This is a genomic window from Streptomyces sp. NPDC087422, from assembly GCF_044744145.1.
Classification (GTDB): domain Bacteria; phylum Actinomycetota; class Actinomycetes; order Streptomycetales; family Streptomycetaceae; genus Actinacidiphila.
Genome location: NZ_JBIUXT010000013.1, coordinates 71,204 through 84,154, shown reverse-complemented (window position 1 = coordinate 84,154; position 12,951 = coordinate 71,204). Strand labels below are relative to the sequence as shown.

13 protein-coding genes and 1 tRNA gene are annotated in these 12,951 nt (G+C 69.8%); 9 read left to right on the top strand and 5 right to left on the bottom strand.

Going from position 1 to position 12,951, the window contains the following annotated elements; genetic code table 11:
• Positions 1-120 precede the first annotated feature (120 nt).
• The gene (locus ACIO6U_RS31035; protein WP_355343095.1) at positions 121-873 is read left to right on the top strand and encodes an MBL fold metallo-hydrolase; all 753 of its coding nucleotides are present in this window, start codon (positions 121-123) and stop codon (positions 871-873) included.
• Positions 874-952: 79 nt separating this feature from the next.
• Here ACIO6U_RS31035 and ACIO6U_RS31030 read toward each other — a convergent pair whose 3' ends face one another.
• Together ACIO6U_RS31030 and ACIO6U_RS31025 are read right to left on the bottom strand one after the other, a co-directional pair.
• A complete protein-coding gene (locus tag ACIO6U_RS31030) occupies positions 953-2,212 on the bottom strand; it encodes a PTS transporter subunit EIIC (protein ID WP_355343098.1) in 1,260 nt (419 codons plus the stop codon).
• A gap of 211 nt (positions 2,213-2,423) precedes the next feature.
• Positions 2,424-3,722 (bottom strand): PTS transporter subunit EIIC, encoded by a 1,299-nt coding sequence (locus ACIO6U_RS31025; protein ID WP_355343101.1) that lies wholly within the window; start codon positions 3,720-3,722, stop codon positions 2,424-2,426.
• 216 nt (positions 3,723-3,938) lie between these two features.
• Between ACIO6U_RS31025 and ACIO6U_RS31020 the strand changes: the two genes are divergently transcribed.
• The 3 genes from ACIO6U_RS31020 to rdgB all read left to right on the top strand — a co-directional run bounded on the left by ACIO6U_RS31020 (position 3,939) and on the right by rdgB (position 5,821).
• Positions 3,939-4,172, top strand: a complete 234-nt coding sequence (locus tag ACIO6U_RS31020) for a glucose PTS transporter subunit EIIB (protein ID WP_188282159.1) — start codon at positions 3,939-3,941, stop codon at positions 4,170-4,172.
• Between the two features lie 156 nt (positions 4,173-4,328).
• The gene (gene rph, locus ACIO6U_RS31015; protein WP_401724143.1) at positions 4,329-5,060 is read left to right on the top strand and encodes a ribonuclease PH; all 732 of its coding nucleotides are present in this window, start codon (positions 4,329-4,331) and stop codon (positions 5,058-5,060) included.
• A 155-nt stretch (positions 5,061-5,215) separates the two neighbouring features.
• Positions 5,216-5,821: an RdgB/HAM1 family non-canonical purine NTP pyrophosphatase gene (rdgB, locus tag ACIO6U_RS31010; RefSeq protein ID WP_391163952.1), complete on the top strand. Its 606-nt coding sequence runs from the start codon at positions 5,216-5,218 to the stop codon at positions 5,819-5,821.
• A gap of 52 nt (positions 5,822-5,873) precedes the next feature.
• On the opposite strand, the gene ACIO6U_RS31005 is transcribed toward rdgB, so the two are convergent.
• Positions 5,874-5,960, bottom strand: a tRNA-Leu gene (locus tag ACIO6U_RS31005).
• Positions 5,961-6,044: 84 nt separating this feature from the next.
• Complete coding sequence (bcp, locus tag ACIO6U_RS31000) at positions 6,045-6,512, bottom strand: thioredoxin-dependent thiol peroxidase (protein WP_355343110.1); 468 nt, start codon at positions 6,510-6,512, stop codon at positions 6,045-6,047.
• A gap of 112 nt (positions 6,513-6,624) precedes the next feature.
• Between bcp and ACIO6U_RS30995 the strand changes: the two genes are divergently transcribed.
• Positions 6,625-6,957, top strand: a complete 333-nt coding sequence (locus tag ACIO6U_RS30995) for a DUF3618 domain-containing protein (protein ID WP_355343113.1) — start codon at positions 6,625-6,627, stop codon at positions 6,955-6,957.
• 61 nt (positions 6,958-7,018) lie between these two features.
• Positions 7,019-7,321 carry a co-chaperone GroES gene (locus ACIO6U_RS30990; protein ID WP_188282170.1) on the top strand — a complete coding sequence of 101 codons (303 nt, stop codon included), beginning with the start codon at positions 7,019-7,021 and terminating at the stop codon, positions 7,319-7,321.
• Positions 7,322-7,482: 161 nt separating this feature from the next.
• Here the strand turns inward: ACIO6U_RS30990 and ACIO6U_RS30985 are convergent, their stop codons facing one another.
• A complete protein-coding gene (locus tag ACIO6U_RS30985) occupies positions 7,483-9,774 on the bottom strand; it encodes a transglycosylase domain-containing protein (RefSeq protein WP_401724140.1) in 2,292 nt (763 codons plus the stop codon).
• Positions 9,775-10,101: 327 nt separating this feature from the next.
• Between ACIO6U_RS30985 and ACIO6U_RS30980 the strand changes: the two genes are divergently transcribed.
• From ACIO6U_RS30980 to ACIO6U_RS30970, 3 genes are all read left to right on the top strand, one after another.
• The gene (locus tag ACIO6U_RS30980; protein WP_401724138.1) at positions 10,102-10,905 is read left to right on the top strand and encodes an ABC transporter permease; all 804 of its coding nucleotides are present in this window, start codon (positions 10,102-10,104) and stop codon (positions 10,903-10,905) included.
• A 199-nt stretch (positions 10,906-11,104) separates the two neighbouring features.
• Entirely contained in the window at positions 11,105-11,869 is a 765-nt protein-coding gene (locus tag ACIO6U_RS30975) for an ABC transporter permease (RefSeq protein ID WP_355343292.1), read from the top strand.
• A 118-nt stretch (positions 11,870-11,987) separates the two neighbouring features.
• Entirely contained in the window at positions 11,988-12,938 is a 951-nt protein-coding gene (locus ACIO6U_RS30970) for an ATP-binding cassette domain-containing protein (RefSeq protein WP_391117272.1), read from the top strand.
• The last annotated feature ends 13 nt before the right edge of the window (positions 12,939-12,951 follow it).

The window sequence follows — 12,951 nt, the reverse complement described above, 5'->3', positions numbered from 1 at the left end:
GAGGCGCGTGAGGACCCCCCGCGCCTTACCCTCTCAAGACATGGCGGACCGTCCCGCCAATCCCCCCACTCCAGCCGGAATGGGGTGATCTGTGGCGCGCCCACGGAGGTGTTTCCAGGAATGAAGCTCACCGTCGTCGGCTGCTCGGGGTCGTTCCCGTCCGCGGAATCGGCTTGTTCGAGCTACCTCGTCGAGGCCGACGGCTTCCGGCTGCTGATCGACATGGGCAACGGCGCCCTCGGCGAACTGCAGCGTCACTGCGGCCTGTACGACCTGGACGCCGTACTGCTCAGCCATCTGCACGCCGACCACTGCATCGACATGTGCGGCTACTTCGTGGCCCGCTACTACCGGCACGACGGCGGCCCCGCCGCCCCGATCCCGGTCTACGGCCCCGAGGGCACCGAGCGCCGTCTGAGCATCGCCTACGGCGACGTGCCGGACGAGAAGTGCATGAGCGAGGTCTTCGACTTCCGCACCCTGGAGCCCGGCGCCTTCCGCCTCGGCCCGTTCGGCATCACCACGGACCTGGTCAGCCACCCGGTCGAGGCGTACGGGTTCCGTATCGAGTACGAGGGCAGCACGCTGGCGTACTCCGGCGACACCGGCCCCTGCGCCGCCCTGGACGGGCTCGCGGACGGCGCCGACCTCTTCTTGTGCGAGGCGTCCTTCACGCACGGCAAGGAGGACATCCCCGAGCTGCACCTCAACGGCCGCGAGGCCGGGGAGGCCGCCGCCCGCGCCCGCGCCGGACGCCTGGTCCTCACCCACATCCCGCCGTGGACCAACCCCTCGGTCAACCTGCGTGACGCCAAGTCCGCCTTCGAAGGTCCGGTCGAACTCGCCGTCTCCGGCGCGGTCTACGAACTCTGACCGGAACGCGGACGGCGGGCCCGTAACCGTATCCGGTCCCGGACCCGCCGCGGGTGGCTGAACTGTCAGCGTCCGTACGTCACTTGGTGATGTCCTCGATCTCCTCCTCGGGCTCGCGGCCCGGGGTGGGGATGTTGAACTTGACGATCGCGAACCGGAAGACGAAGTAGTAGATCGCTCCGAAGACCAGGCCGATCGGGATGATCAGATACGGCTTGGTGGCGAGGTTCCAGTTCAGCGCGTAGTCGATGAAGCCCGCGGAGAAGGTGAAGCCCGCGTGCACGCCCAGCGCCCAGGTGATGGCCATCGACGCGGCGGTCAGCACGGCGTGGATCGCGTACAGCAGCGGCGCGATGAACATGAACGAGAACTCGATCGGCTCGGTGACACCGGTCACGAACGAGGTCAGGGCGAGCGAGAGCATCATGCCCATGACGGCCTTGCGGCGCTCGGGGCGCGCGGTGTGCGCCATGGCCAGCGCGGCGGCGGGCAGGCCGAACATCATGATCGGGAAGAAGCCCGCCATGAACTGGCCCGCGGTCGGGTCGTGGGCGAAGAACCGGGTCAGGTCGCCGTGCACGATCGTGCCGGAGGCGTCCTTGAAGTCGCCGATCTGGAACCAGGCGACGGAGTTCACGAACTGGTGCATGCCGACCGGGATCAGACCGCGGTTGATCAGGCCGAACAGGCCGGCGCCGACCGCGCCGAGGCCGGTCATCCACTCGCCGAAGTTGCTGATGCCCTCGCCGATCGGCTTCCAGACCAGGCCGAAGAAGACACCCATGCCGGTGCCGACGAAGGCCATGATGATCGGGACGAGGCGGCGGCCGTTGAAGAAGCCGAGCCAGTCGACCAGCTTGGTGCGGTGGAAGCGCTGCCACAGCACGGCGGCCAGCAGACCCATCAGGATGCCGCCGAGGACACCGGGGTTGTTGTACGTGGCCGCGACGTCGACGCCCTTGTTGGCGGTGGTGTTGACGACCGCGTCGGTGACCGGGAACGCCTGGAGGACCCGGCTGTAGACCAGGAAGCCGACCAGGGCGGCCAGCGCGGTGGAGCCGTCGGACTTCTTCGCGAAGCCGATGGCGACGCCTATGCAGAACAGCAGCGGCAGGTTGTCGAAGACCGCGCCGCCGGCCTCGGCGAAGACGGTCGCGACCTTGCCCCAGCCCAGACCGTCGGCGCCGAAGACGTCGGGCTGGCCGAGCCGGAGCAGGATGCCCGCGGCCGGCAGGACGGCGATCGGGAGCTGGAGGCTCCGTCCCACCTTCTGCAGACCCTGGAACAGGCCGGAGCCCCGCTTCTTCGCGGGAGCCGCCGTGCCGGTGGCCGTACTCATCAGATTCCTCCTGGTGAGGCGGGCGCATGGAAGGGGACGGCCCGCCGCCGTGGTCTATACCACTCAGTGGTGTAGACCAGTTTTAACACGTGAGGGAGGCGTAAAGGAATCCATGATTCCGGATCGTTGCGTGTGCCGTGAGTCACACGCTGGGTGACATGACAAAAGCCCCCAAGTCCGGGGACTTGGGGGCTTTTACGACGCCGAATCGTTACTTTACGTTGCCCTGCTCCAGCTCGGCCTCGATCTCGTCCGGCTCCCGGCCCGGCGTGGCCAGGTTGAACTTCACGATCACGAAGCGGAAGAGCGCGTAGTAGACCACGGCGAAACACGCGCCGACGATCAGCAGCAGCCAGGGTTTGGTGGCCAGGTTCCAGTTCAGGCAGTAGTCGATCAGACCGGCCGAGAAGCTGAAGCCGTCCTTGGCGCCCAGCCCCCAGCAGACCGCCATCGAGACGCCGGTCAGCACCGCGTGGAAGGCGTACAGCAGCGGTGCGATGAACAGGAAGGAGTACTCGATCGGCTCGGTGATCCCGGTGACGAACGACGTCAGGCCGACCGAGAGCATCATGCCGCTGATCTCCTTGCGGCGGTGCGGCTTGGCGGTGTGCGCGATGGCCAGCGCGGCGGCGGGCAGCGCGAACATCATGATCGGGAAGAAGCCGGTCTGGAACTGCCCGGCCGTCGGGTCGCCCGCCAGGAAGCGCGGGATGTCGCCGTGCACGACCGTGCCGTCCGGCTTGGTGAAGTCGCCGAACTGGAACCACACGAAGGTGTTCAGGAACTGGTGCAGACCCACCGTGAGCAGCGCGCGGTTGGCGACACCGAAGATGCCCGAGCCGATCGCGCCGAGGTCCACCAGCCACTTGCTGAAGCTGGTCAGCGCGTCGCCGATCGGCGGCCAGACCCAGGTGCAGATCACCGCGAAGACGATCGCGACCCCGGCCATCATGATCGGCACCAGGCGGCGGCCGTTGAAGAAGCCGAGCCAGTCGACCAGCTTGGTGCGGTGGAAGCGCTGCCAGAAGTACGCGGTCAGCAGCCCGAGCACGATGCCGCCGAAGACACCGGGGTTCTGGTACGTGGCCGCCGCCGCCGTACCGTCCTTGGCGATGCACGCGCCCGCCGACAGTACGGTGCCGGGCCCGCAGTCCTTGGGGAACTGGTGCAGCACGCCGTTGTAGACCAGGAAACCGGCCACCGCGGCGAGCGCGGTCGAGCCGTCGGACTTCTTGGCCATGCCGATGGCCACACCCACGCAGAACAGCAGCGGCAGACCGATCGAGCCGTCCAGCAGCGCGCCGCCCGCGCCGACGAAGACCTTGGCCACCCGGTCCCAGCCGAGGCCGTCGGCTCCGAAGACGTCCGGCTGGCCCAGCCGGTTCAAGATGCCCGCGGCGGGCAGGACGGCGATCGGCAGCTGGAGGCTGCGGCCCATCTTCTGGAGCCCTTGGAACAGCACGCTCAACCAGGGTTTGCGGGGCGCCGCGGACGCGGTGGCCGAACTCATTCGGTGTCCTCCCTGACTGCTGCCTGCGGGCGTTCGCGTACAGTGGCCGTACATTGGTTTAGACCACTTGTACGCAGGCGGCGCCCGTCCGGCAGGGGGGCGCCGCTGAGCGCCATGGTGGTCCACCCGGGGGTCAACCGCCCGTGAAGTTGGGCCAACCGTGCGTTACCGTGACATATCGGACTCACGGTGGGTCAGGGAAACAGGAGACAAGAGATGGCCAGCAAGGCTGAGAAGATCGTCGCCGGTCTCGGCGGACTCGACAACATCGAAGAGGTCGAGGGCTGCATCACCCGGCTGCGCACCGAGGTACGGGACCCCTCCCTCGTCGACGAGGCCGCCCTCAAGGCCGCGGGCGCCCACGGCGTCGTCAAAATGGGCACCGCCATCCAGGTCGTCATCGGCACCGACGCGGACCCGATCGCGGCGGACATCGAAGACATGATGTGACGCGGCGCCCGCGCTGAACGTCCGAGGACCGCGTCACTCCCGTGGCGCGGTCCTCCCCGTTCCCGCCGACGGCCGCGGGCCGGGCCCCCGACGGGCCCCGCGGTCCCGGACCCACCCGGTCCTGCGCGGCGGCCTCACCCGGATAGGCTCACGCGCATGTCACGATTCGACGGCCGCACCCCTGACCAGCTCCGCCCCGTCACCATCGAGCGCGCGTGGAGCAAGCACGCCGAGGGCTCCGTCCTCGTCTCCTTCGGCGACACCCGTGTGCTCTGCACCGCCAGCGCCACCCAAGGCGTACCCCGCTGGCGCAAAGGCAGCGGCGAGGGCTGGGTCACCGCCGAATACTCCATGCTCCCGCGCGCCACCAACACCCGCGGCGACCGCGAATCCGTCCGCGGCAAGATCGGCGGCCGCACCCACGAGATCTCCCGCCTGATCGGCCGCTCGCTGCGCGCCGTCATCGACTACAAAGCCCTCGGCGAGAACACCGTCGTCCTCGACTGCGACGTCCTCCAGGCCGACGGCGGCACCCGCACCGCCGCCATCACCGGCGCCTACGTCGCCCTCGCCGACGCCGTCACCTGGATGCAGACCAACCGCCTCATCCGCGCCAAGGCCCAGCCCCTCACCGGCACCGTCGCCGCCGTCAGCGTCGGCATCGTCGACGGCGTCCCCCTCCTCGACCTCGCCTACGAAGAAGACGTCAAGGCCGAAACCGACATGAACGTCGTCTGCACCGGCGACGGCCGCTTCGTCGAGGTCCAGGGCACCGCCGAAGGCCAGCCCTTCGACCGCGCCGAACTCGACGCCCTCCTCACCCTCGCCGTCAACGGCTGCGCCGACCTCACCGCCGCCCAGCAAGCCGCCCTGGCGGCCACCGCCTGAACCCCGCTCGACGCCACCCTCCCGGCGGCTGCCGCGTGTTGACAGCTCCGCGCGCCGCACCCGCCGGGAGGCGCGGCCACGGGGGAGGGGGCGCGTGAACCGTCGTCACACGACCGCCTCAACGGCCACGGCATCCGGCCGGAGATAATTCCCCCATGACCCGCCGCCTCGTACTCGCCACCCGCAACGCACACAAGGTCACCGAACTCCACGCGATCCTCGCCGACAGCGGCCTGGACGTGGACCTCGTCGGAGCCGACGCCTACCCCGAGATCCCCGACGTCAGGGAAACCGGCATCACCTTCGCCGAGAACGCCCTGCTCAAGGCGAGGGCGCTGGCGGCCGGTACCGGGCTGCCGGCCGTCGCCGACGACTCAGGGCTCTGCGTCGACGTACTCGGCGGCGCCCCCGGCATCTTCTCCGCCCGCTGGGCGGGCAAGCACGGCGACGACGCGGCCAACCTCGACCTGCTCCTCGCCCAGCTCGGCGACATCGACACCCCCCACCGCGCCGCCCACTTCACCTGCGCCGCCGCCCTCGCGCTCCCCGACGGCACCACCCGCGTCGTCGAAGGCCGCCTCCGCGGCACCCTGCGCACCGCCCCCGCCGGCACCAACGGCTTCGGCTACGACCCCATCCTCCAGCCCGACGGCTCCACCCTCACCTGCGCCGAACTCACCCCCGCGGAGAAGAACGCCATCAGCCACCGCGGCCAAGCCTTCCGCGCCCTGACCCCCCTGGTGGCGGAACTCCTGGCCTGACCCCGAGCATGACAATGGCCTGCGATTCGACCTTTGAATCGCAGGCCATACATGGTGCGGCCGGTGGGATTCGAACCCACACGGGATTTCTCCCACTGGGATCTAAACCCAGCTCGGCTGCCTGTTACGACACGGCCGCGTGCAGCCTCACCATGATATCGACCCGGTGTGGTCTGCGGTACGTGGTCGCGCCCGCCCCCGCGTCCGTGGATACGTGGTCACGTCAGACGGCGAGGTCCTTGAGGAGCTTGGCGACGTGGCCGGTGGCCTTGACGTTGTAGAAGGCGTGGGCGACTTTGCCGGATTCGTCGACGACGACGGTGGAGCGGATGACGCCGGTGACGGTCTTGCCGTAGAGCTTCTTCTCGCCGAAGGCGCCGTAGGAGGTGAGCACGGCCTTGTCGGGGTCCGCCACCAGGGTGACCTTGAGGGATTCCTTCTCGCGGAATTTGGCGAGCTTTTCCGGCTTGTCGGGGGAGACGCCGATGACGTCGTACCCGGCGGAGGCGAGGACGTCGAGATTGTCGGTGAAGTCGCACGCCTGCTTGGTGCAGCCGGGAGTGAGGGCGGCCGGGTAGAAGTAGACGATGACCTTGCGGCCGCGGTGGTCGGCGAGGGAGACGGGCTTGCCGTCGGCGTCCGGAAGGGTGAAGTCGGGGGCGGTGTCGCCGGGGGCCAGGCGCTCGGACATGAGGGAGACTCCTTGTGCAATGGGGCGCATTCGGGGGTGCCGACGGGGCGCGGGCCGCGTCGTACTGACAGACTGTCCGAACGCTACCGAATCAGGCGATGGAGGAACCGCGGTGTCGGAAGGGTCGGAAGTCAGGACGGCCGCCCAGATCGAGGCGGAGATCACCCGCAGGCGGCAGGATCTGGCGTCGACGCTGGACGAGATCGCGGTACGGGTGCACCCGGTGACGATTGTCCGGGACACCAAGGCCAAGGCCGTTTCCGCGGTGGACCGCAGTGTCGGGCAGGCGTTTGTGGCGGCGAACCGCGCGGTCGGCAGGACGCGTGCGCACTTCGTCGACGAGAAGGGCGCGCCCCGCCCCGAGCGGGTCATTCCGGCGGCGGTCGCCGGGGTGGCGCTGGTCGCCGCGGTGGCCGGTCTCACGGTGTGGCGGCGCCGCCGGTAACGTCGTGGCCGTGAGTTCGAAGAGTTCGAAGAGCGAGCAGCACGACAAGCTGCCCATCCGCATGCTGCACGACCGCGTTCTGGTGCGCCAGGACAGCGGTGAGGGTGAACGCCGCAGTGGCGGCGGGATTCTGATTCCGGCGACCGCGGCCGTCGGCAAGCGCCTGGCGTGGGCCGAGGTCGTGGCCGTCGGGCAGAATGTGCGGACCGTCGAGGTCGGCGACCGGGTGCTGTACGACCCGGAGGACCGGGCCGAGGTCGAGGTGCGCGGGGTCGCGTACGTCCTGATGCGGGAGCGCGATCTGCACGCGGTCGCCGCCGAGCGGCTCCAGGGCTCGGAGGATTCCACCGGGCTGTATCTCTGAGACCGGTGGATGACGGACGCTCTGAGGCCGGTGCATGACGGACTCCCTGAGCCCGGTGGATGACGCGAATCCCTGAGGCCGGTGGTTCCCCGGAGCCGGGCCGCTGAGGCCCCTGCCCGCGGCCCGGCCCCGCCCATGCCGGGCCCCCGCGCCCGGCCTCCTCACCCGCCCGGTGAACTGTTCCCGTCCGGCCCCGCCGTACCGCTCCCGTCACCGCCCCCGCCGCCACTGCTCCCGCCGCCCGGACTCGTCCCGCCCGTCACCCCGCCGATCGGGTTGAACGTGTCGGACGGGGTCGGCTCGGTGGTCGGGGGCTGCGTCGTGGGCGGTTCCGTGGTCGGCGGCTGCGTGGTGGGCGGCACGGTGGTCGTCGGGGGAGGGGTGGTCGGCGGCTCGGACGTGGGCGGCGTCGACGTCGGGGTGTCGGTCGGGCTCGCGGTGGTCGCCGGCGGCTGCGTGGGCAGGCCGCTCTGCACGTCCAGCGAGAAGCTCTGCTTGGGCACGCCCTTGAGCGCCGCCGCCGTGTAGTCGGCCCACACCGAGCCGGGCGGCCCGCCGCCGTTGATCCGCGGCAGATTCATCGCGCCGTACAGCTTCTCCTGTTTGCCGTTGTCCGGGTTCATGCCCAACACGGCGACCACGGTGGCGAGTTTGGGCGTGTAGCCGGCGAACCAGGCGGCGATGTCGTCGTCCGCCGTACCGGTCTTGGCGGCCGACGGCCAGCCGGAGTCCTGGGCGACGGTCGCGGTCGCGCCGGGGCTGTCGACGACGCTGCGCAGGATGGACGTCGTGGTGTCGGCGGCCTGGCGGGGCACGGACTGGACGGCGTCGCGCTTGGGCAGGCTCACGTCGTTGCCGTCCTTGGTGATCTTCAGGACGAGCGAGTACGGGATCTCCTTGCCGTGGTTGGCGAGCGTGGCGTACATCTGCGCCATGTCCAGCGGGCTGGCCCCGAAGGCGCCGAGCGCCATCGCGGGTGTCTCGGGGATCTTGACGTCGTCCGGCATGCCCAGGTCGTGCGCGGTGTCGATCACCTTGCGGGTGCCGACGTCCTGCGCCATCTGCGCGAAGACGGCGTTGACGGACTTGTCCATGGCGCGGGTGACGGTGATGTCGGGGTAGGACCCCTGGTCCTCGTTCTCCGGCTTGTAGCCGGTGGGCCCGTCCGGGCCGATCACCTCGCGCTTGTTGGTGCCGTCGTAGACCGTCTTGGGGGTGATCGGCTCCTTGTCCTGCGTCGAGGACTCGTGCTGGACGGCGGAGGCGAAGATCACCGGCTTGAAGGTCGAGCCGGGCGGATACGTGGCGTTGGTGGCGCTGCTGACGTACTGCTTGGTGTAGTCGATGCCGCCGTAGAGGGCGACGACGTTGCCGGTGGCCGGGTCGATGGACGCGCCGCCCGCGCGGACGTACTTGTCGACGGTCTTGTGGCCGAGTTGGTCGTAAATGTTCCTCTGGGCGGCGGCGACGAAGGCGTCTTCCTTGGGCTTCTGGATCGTGGTGACGATGCGGTAGCCGCCCAGGCGCAGGGTGTCGGCGTCGACGATGTGGTTGTCGGAGAGATAGCGGTTGACGGCTTCGATGATGTAGCCGCGCTGTCCCGCCTTGCTGGCGACGGGCTTGGGCTTGTCGATGCCGGGGAAGACCGTCGCGTTGCGCTCGGACTGGCTGAGCCAGCCCTCCTTGACCATGCCGTCCAGCACGTAGTTCCAACGGCCTTTCGCCGCCGGTGCGTTCTCCGGGTGGGCGACCAGGTCGTATTCACTGGGCGCGTTCAACAGCGTTGCCAGATAGGCGCCTTGAGCGGTCGTCAATTCGCTGGCGTTGACGCCGAAGTACGCCTGGGAGGCGGCCTGGATGCCGTACGCGTTGCGCCCGTAGTAGCTGGTGTTGAGATAGCCCTCGAGGATCTGGTCCTTGGTCTCGTTGCGGTCCAGCTTGATGGCGATGAAGAATTCCTTGACCTTGCGGACCGCGGTCTGCGACTGGTTCAGGTAGTAGTTCTTCACGTACTGCTGGGTGATGGTGGAGCCGGATTGCCTGCCCTTGCCGGTGGCGGTGTTCCAGGCGGCGCGGAGCATGGCCTTGGGGCTGACGGCGGACTCGTGGTAGAAATTCCGGTCCTCCGCGGAGAGCACGGCGTGCTGCGCGGTCTTGGCGACGCCGCTGAGGGTGACGTTCTCACGGTTGATCGCGCCGTCGCGGGCGATCTCCGTCGTGCCGTCCGCGTACACGTACACGTTGCTCTGCGCGGTGGCGGCGGCGTTCGGGTCGGGGATGGAGACCAGCGCGTAGCCGAGGAAGAAGCCGCCGATGAGGACGATCAGGACGGCGAGTACGCCGCCGGTGACCATGCGCCAGGTCGGCAGCAGCCGGCGCAGGCCGGTACGGCGCGGCCGTCCCCTGCGGTCGGTGAGCGTCGGGCGCGGTCCCCAGCCCTGCCCGCCGGTCATGCCCGCTCGCCCGTCGTCGGTTTCGGCTCGTGGCTCATATCTGTTGGGACTCCTCCGCCGCTGCCGGGGTTGGTCCGCGGCGGAACATGATGGACCAATCGTTACGTACGCTTACGTAGGCCGCCGCCAAACACTGTCGCACCATTAGCCCGCCGGGGTTCAACGCCGCGCATCCGTGACAGGGCTGTGACAGGCCGGACGGCGCACGCGTGTCACCCGTTGGGGTGGGTCGCCGGGGTGCGGAACGCCGCGGAGAAAACCGGTGGTGGGTGGGGTTCGCCGCGTACTAGGCTCGCCGACTTGCGTCTTTTCGGGGGTGAGTGAGTGATGGGCGGCTTCTACGGGGCCGTGGTGGTGCGCGGTTTCCGGCGTTACGCCACCTACCGGACGGCGACCGCGGCGGGTGTCTTCACCAATACGGTCTTCGGTTTCATTGTCGCCTACAGCTATGTGGCGCTGTGGGGTCAGCGCCCGCACCTCGGCGGTTACACCGAGGCGCAGGCGCTGACGTATGTCTGGATCGGGCAGGCGCTGCTCCAGACGATGGCGTTGATGGGCGGCGGCTTCGAGGACGAGCTGATGGAGCGGATCAGGTCGGGTGACATCGCGGTGGACCTGTACCGCCCGGCCGACCTCCAGGGGTGGTGGCTGGCGGCGGATCTGGGCCGGGCCTCTTTCCAGCTGATGGGGCGCGGCGTGATCCCGATGGTGTGCGGGGCGCTGGCGTTCGATCTGGCGCTGCCGACGCGGCCGGTGACCTGGCTGCTGTTCCTGGTGTCGGTGGCACTGGGGGTGGTGGTGAGTTTCGCGGTGCGGTTCCTGGTGGCGCTGAGCGCTTTCTGGCTGCTGGACGGGGCGGGCGTCAGCCAGGTCGCCTTCCTGGCCGGGCTGTTCTTCTCCGGGATGCTGCTGCCGCTGACCGTCTTCCCGGGCTGGCTCGGCACGCTCGCGCGGTCGATGCCGTGGGCGGCGATGCTCCAGGTGCCCGCCGATGTGCTGCTGGAGCGGCACCGGGGGACGGACGCGCTGCTCGCGCTGGCCTTCCAGGCGGGCTGGGCGGCGGCGCTGCTGCTGACCGGCCGCGCGTTGCAGGCCGTCGCGGCGCGCAGGGTGGTGGTGCAGGGTGGCTGAGGAATCCACGGTCCGCGACGGCGCCGGGCGCGCCGAGGACGGCCGGAGCTTCGGGGGCTCCCGGGGCTTCGACGGCTCCCGGGGCGTCGGGGCCTTCGGCTCCGTCGAATCGGTCGGGGCCGTCGACCCGTACGACACCGCCGGCGGCGCGTGGTTCACCGTCCGTGAGACGTGGCGGACCTACCGGCTGATCGTCGGCATGTGGGTGCGGTCCACGATGGCGTACCGGACGTCCTTCGTCCTCACCGCGTTCGGCAACTTCGCCGCCACCGGCCTGGACTTCGTGACGATCCTGCTGATGTTCTCGCACATCACCGTGCTCGGCGGCTTCACCCTCGCCGAGGTGGCGTTCCTGTACGGCACCACGAGCACGTCCTTCGGCGTCGCCGATCTGGTGCTGGGCTCCATGGACCGGCTCGGCCGCCGGATCAGGGACGGCACGCTCGACACGCTGCTGCTGCGCCCGGTGCCGGTGCTCGCGCAGGTCGCCGCCGACCGGTTCGCGCTGCGCAGGCTGGGCCGGATCACCCAGGGTCTGATCGTGCTCGGCTGGGCGGTCGCGCACGCGGACATCGACTGGTCGCCGGTCACCGTCCTGCTGCTGCCGGTGACGGTGCTGTCGGGCGCGGTCATCTTCTGCGCGGTGTACGTGGCGGGCGGCGCCTTCCAGTTCTGGGCGGGCGACGCCTCCGAGGTGCAGAATTCGGTGACCTACGGCGGCAACACGATGCTCCAGTACCCGCCGGGCATCTTCGCCCGCGACCTCGTGCGCGGCGTCACCTTCGTGGTGCCGCTCGCCTTCGTCAACTGGCTGCCCGCCCTGCGCATCCTCGGCGAACCCGACCCGCTCGGCCTGCCCGGCTGGGTCGACTTCGCCTCCCCGCTGGTCGCCGCCCTCTGCTGCGGCCTGGCCGGGCTCGCCTGGCGCGCGGCCCTTCGTACGTACCGCAGCACAGGGAGTTGAGACGGCCGTGATCGAGCAACGCACAGGAGCAACCGGAGGAACGGGAGCCGCGGGAACGGGCGCCACCGGAGCAGGCGCCACAGGTGCCGGGGGCGGGCCGGGACCCGGCACAGACACCGTGATCGCGCTGGACGGCGTCGAGAAGGTCTTCGACGTACGCCGCAAAGCGGGCGCGCTGCGCAGGGTGCGCAGCCAGGTGCGGGCGGTGGACGGGATCTCCTTCACCGTGCCGCGCGGCGAGATCGTCGGCTACATCGGGCCCAACGGCGCGGGGAAGTCCACGACGATCAAGATGCTCACCGGCATCCTCAACCCCAGCGGCGGCCGGATCAGGATCTGCGGCCTGGACCCGACGCGCGACCGTACCCGGCTGGCCCGCAGGATCGGGGTCGTCTTCGGCCAGCGCACCACGCTCTGGTGGGACCTGCCGCTGCGCGACTCGTACCAACTGGTCCGCCGCATGTACCGGATCGACGACGCCCGTTACACCCGCAATCTCGCGGCCTGCGTCGAACTCCTCGACCTGGGGCCGCTGTTGGACGTGCCCGTGCGCCAACTCTCGCTGGGGCAGCGGATGCGCGGCGACATCGCGGCGGCGCTGCTGCACGATCCCGAGGTGCTGTACCTGGACGAGCCGACGATCGGGCTCGATGTGATCAGCAAGTCCAAGGTGCGCGACTTCCTGCGCACGGTGAACGCCGAACGCGGCACGACGGTGCTGCTCACCACGCACGACCTCACCGACATCGAGCAGTTGTGCCGCCGGGTGATGGTGATCGACCACGGCCGCCTGATGTACGACGGGGACCTCGGCGGGCTGCACGCGGTCGGGGAGAGCGAGCGGACCCTGGTGGCGGACTTCGCCCGCGAGCTGCCCCCGGTCCAGGTCGAGGGCGCCCGCTGCGTCAAGGTCGAGGGCCCCCGCCAGTGGCTGGCCTTCCCCGCGCAGGCCAGCGCCGCCCCGCTGGTCGCCGCGGTCGCCGCCGACTACCCGCTGGTGGACCTGTCGGTCCGCGAACCGGCCATCGAGGACGTCATCGCCCGGATGTACGGCGCGGACCGCACCTGAACGGACCGCACCT

Coding starts and splice junctions, on each gene's coding strand:
- ACIO6U_RS31035 (WP_355343095.1), top strand. CDS start 121: ATGAAGCTCACCGTCGTCGGCTGCTCGGGGTCGTTCCCGTCCGCGGAA.
- ACIO6U_RS31030 (WP_355343098.1), bottom strand. CDS start 2,212: ATGAGTACGGCCACCGGCACGGCGGCTCCCGCGAAGAAGCGGGGCTCC.
- ACIO6U_RS31025 (WP_355343101.1), bottom strand. CDS start 3,722: ATGAGTTCGGCCACCGCGTCCGCGGCGCCCCGCAAACCCTGGTTGAGC.
- ACIO6U_RS31020 (WP_188282159.1), top strand. CDS start 3,939: ATGGCCAGCAAGGCTGAGAAGATCGTCGCCGGTCTCGGCGGACTCGAC.
- rph (WP_401724143.1), top strand. CDS start 4,329: ATGTCACGATTCGACGGCCGCACCCCTGACCAGCTCCGCCCCGTCACC.
- rdgB (WP_391163952.1), top strand. CDS start 5,216: ATGACCCGCCGCCTCGTACTCGCCACCCGCAACGCACACAAGGTCACC.
- bcp (WP_355343110.1), bottom strand. CDS start 6,512: ATGTCCGAGCGCCTGGCCCCCGGCGACACCGCCCCCGACTTCACCCTT.
- ACIO6U_RS30990 (WP_188282170.1), top strand. CDS start 7,019: ATGCTGCACGACCGCGTTCTGGTGCGCCAGGACAGCGGTGAGGGTGAA.
- ACIO6U_RS30985 (WP_401724140.1), bottom strand. CDS start 9,774: ATGACCGGCGGGCAGGGCTGGGGACCGCGCCCGACGCTCACCGACCGC.
- ACIO6U_RS30980 (WP_401724138.1), top strand. CDS start 10,102: ATGGGCGGCTTCTACGGGGCCGTGGTGGTGCGCGGTTTCCGGCGTTAC.
- ACIO6U_RS30975 (WP_355343292.1), top strand. CDS start 11,105: ATGTGGGTGCGGTCCACGATGGCGTACCGGACGTCCTTCGTCCTCACC.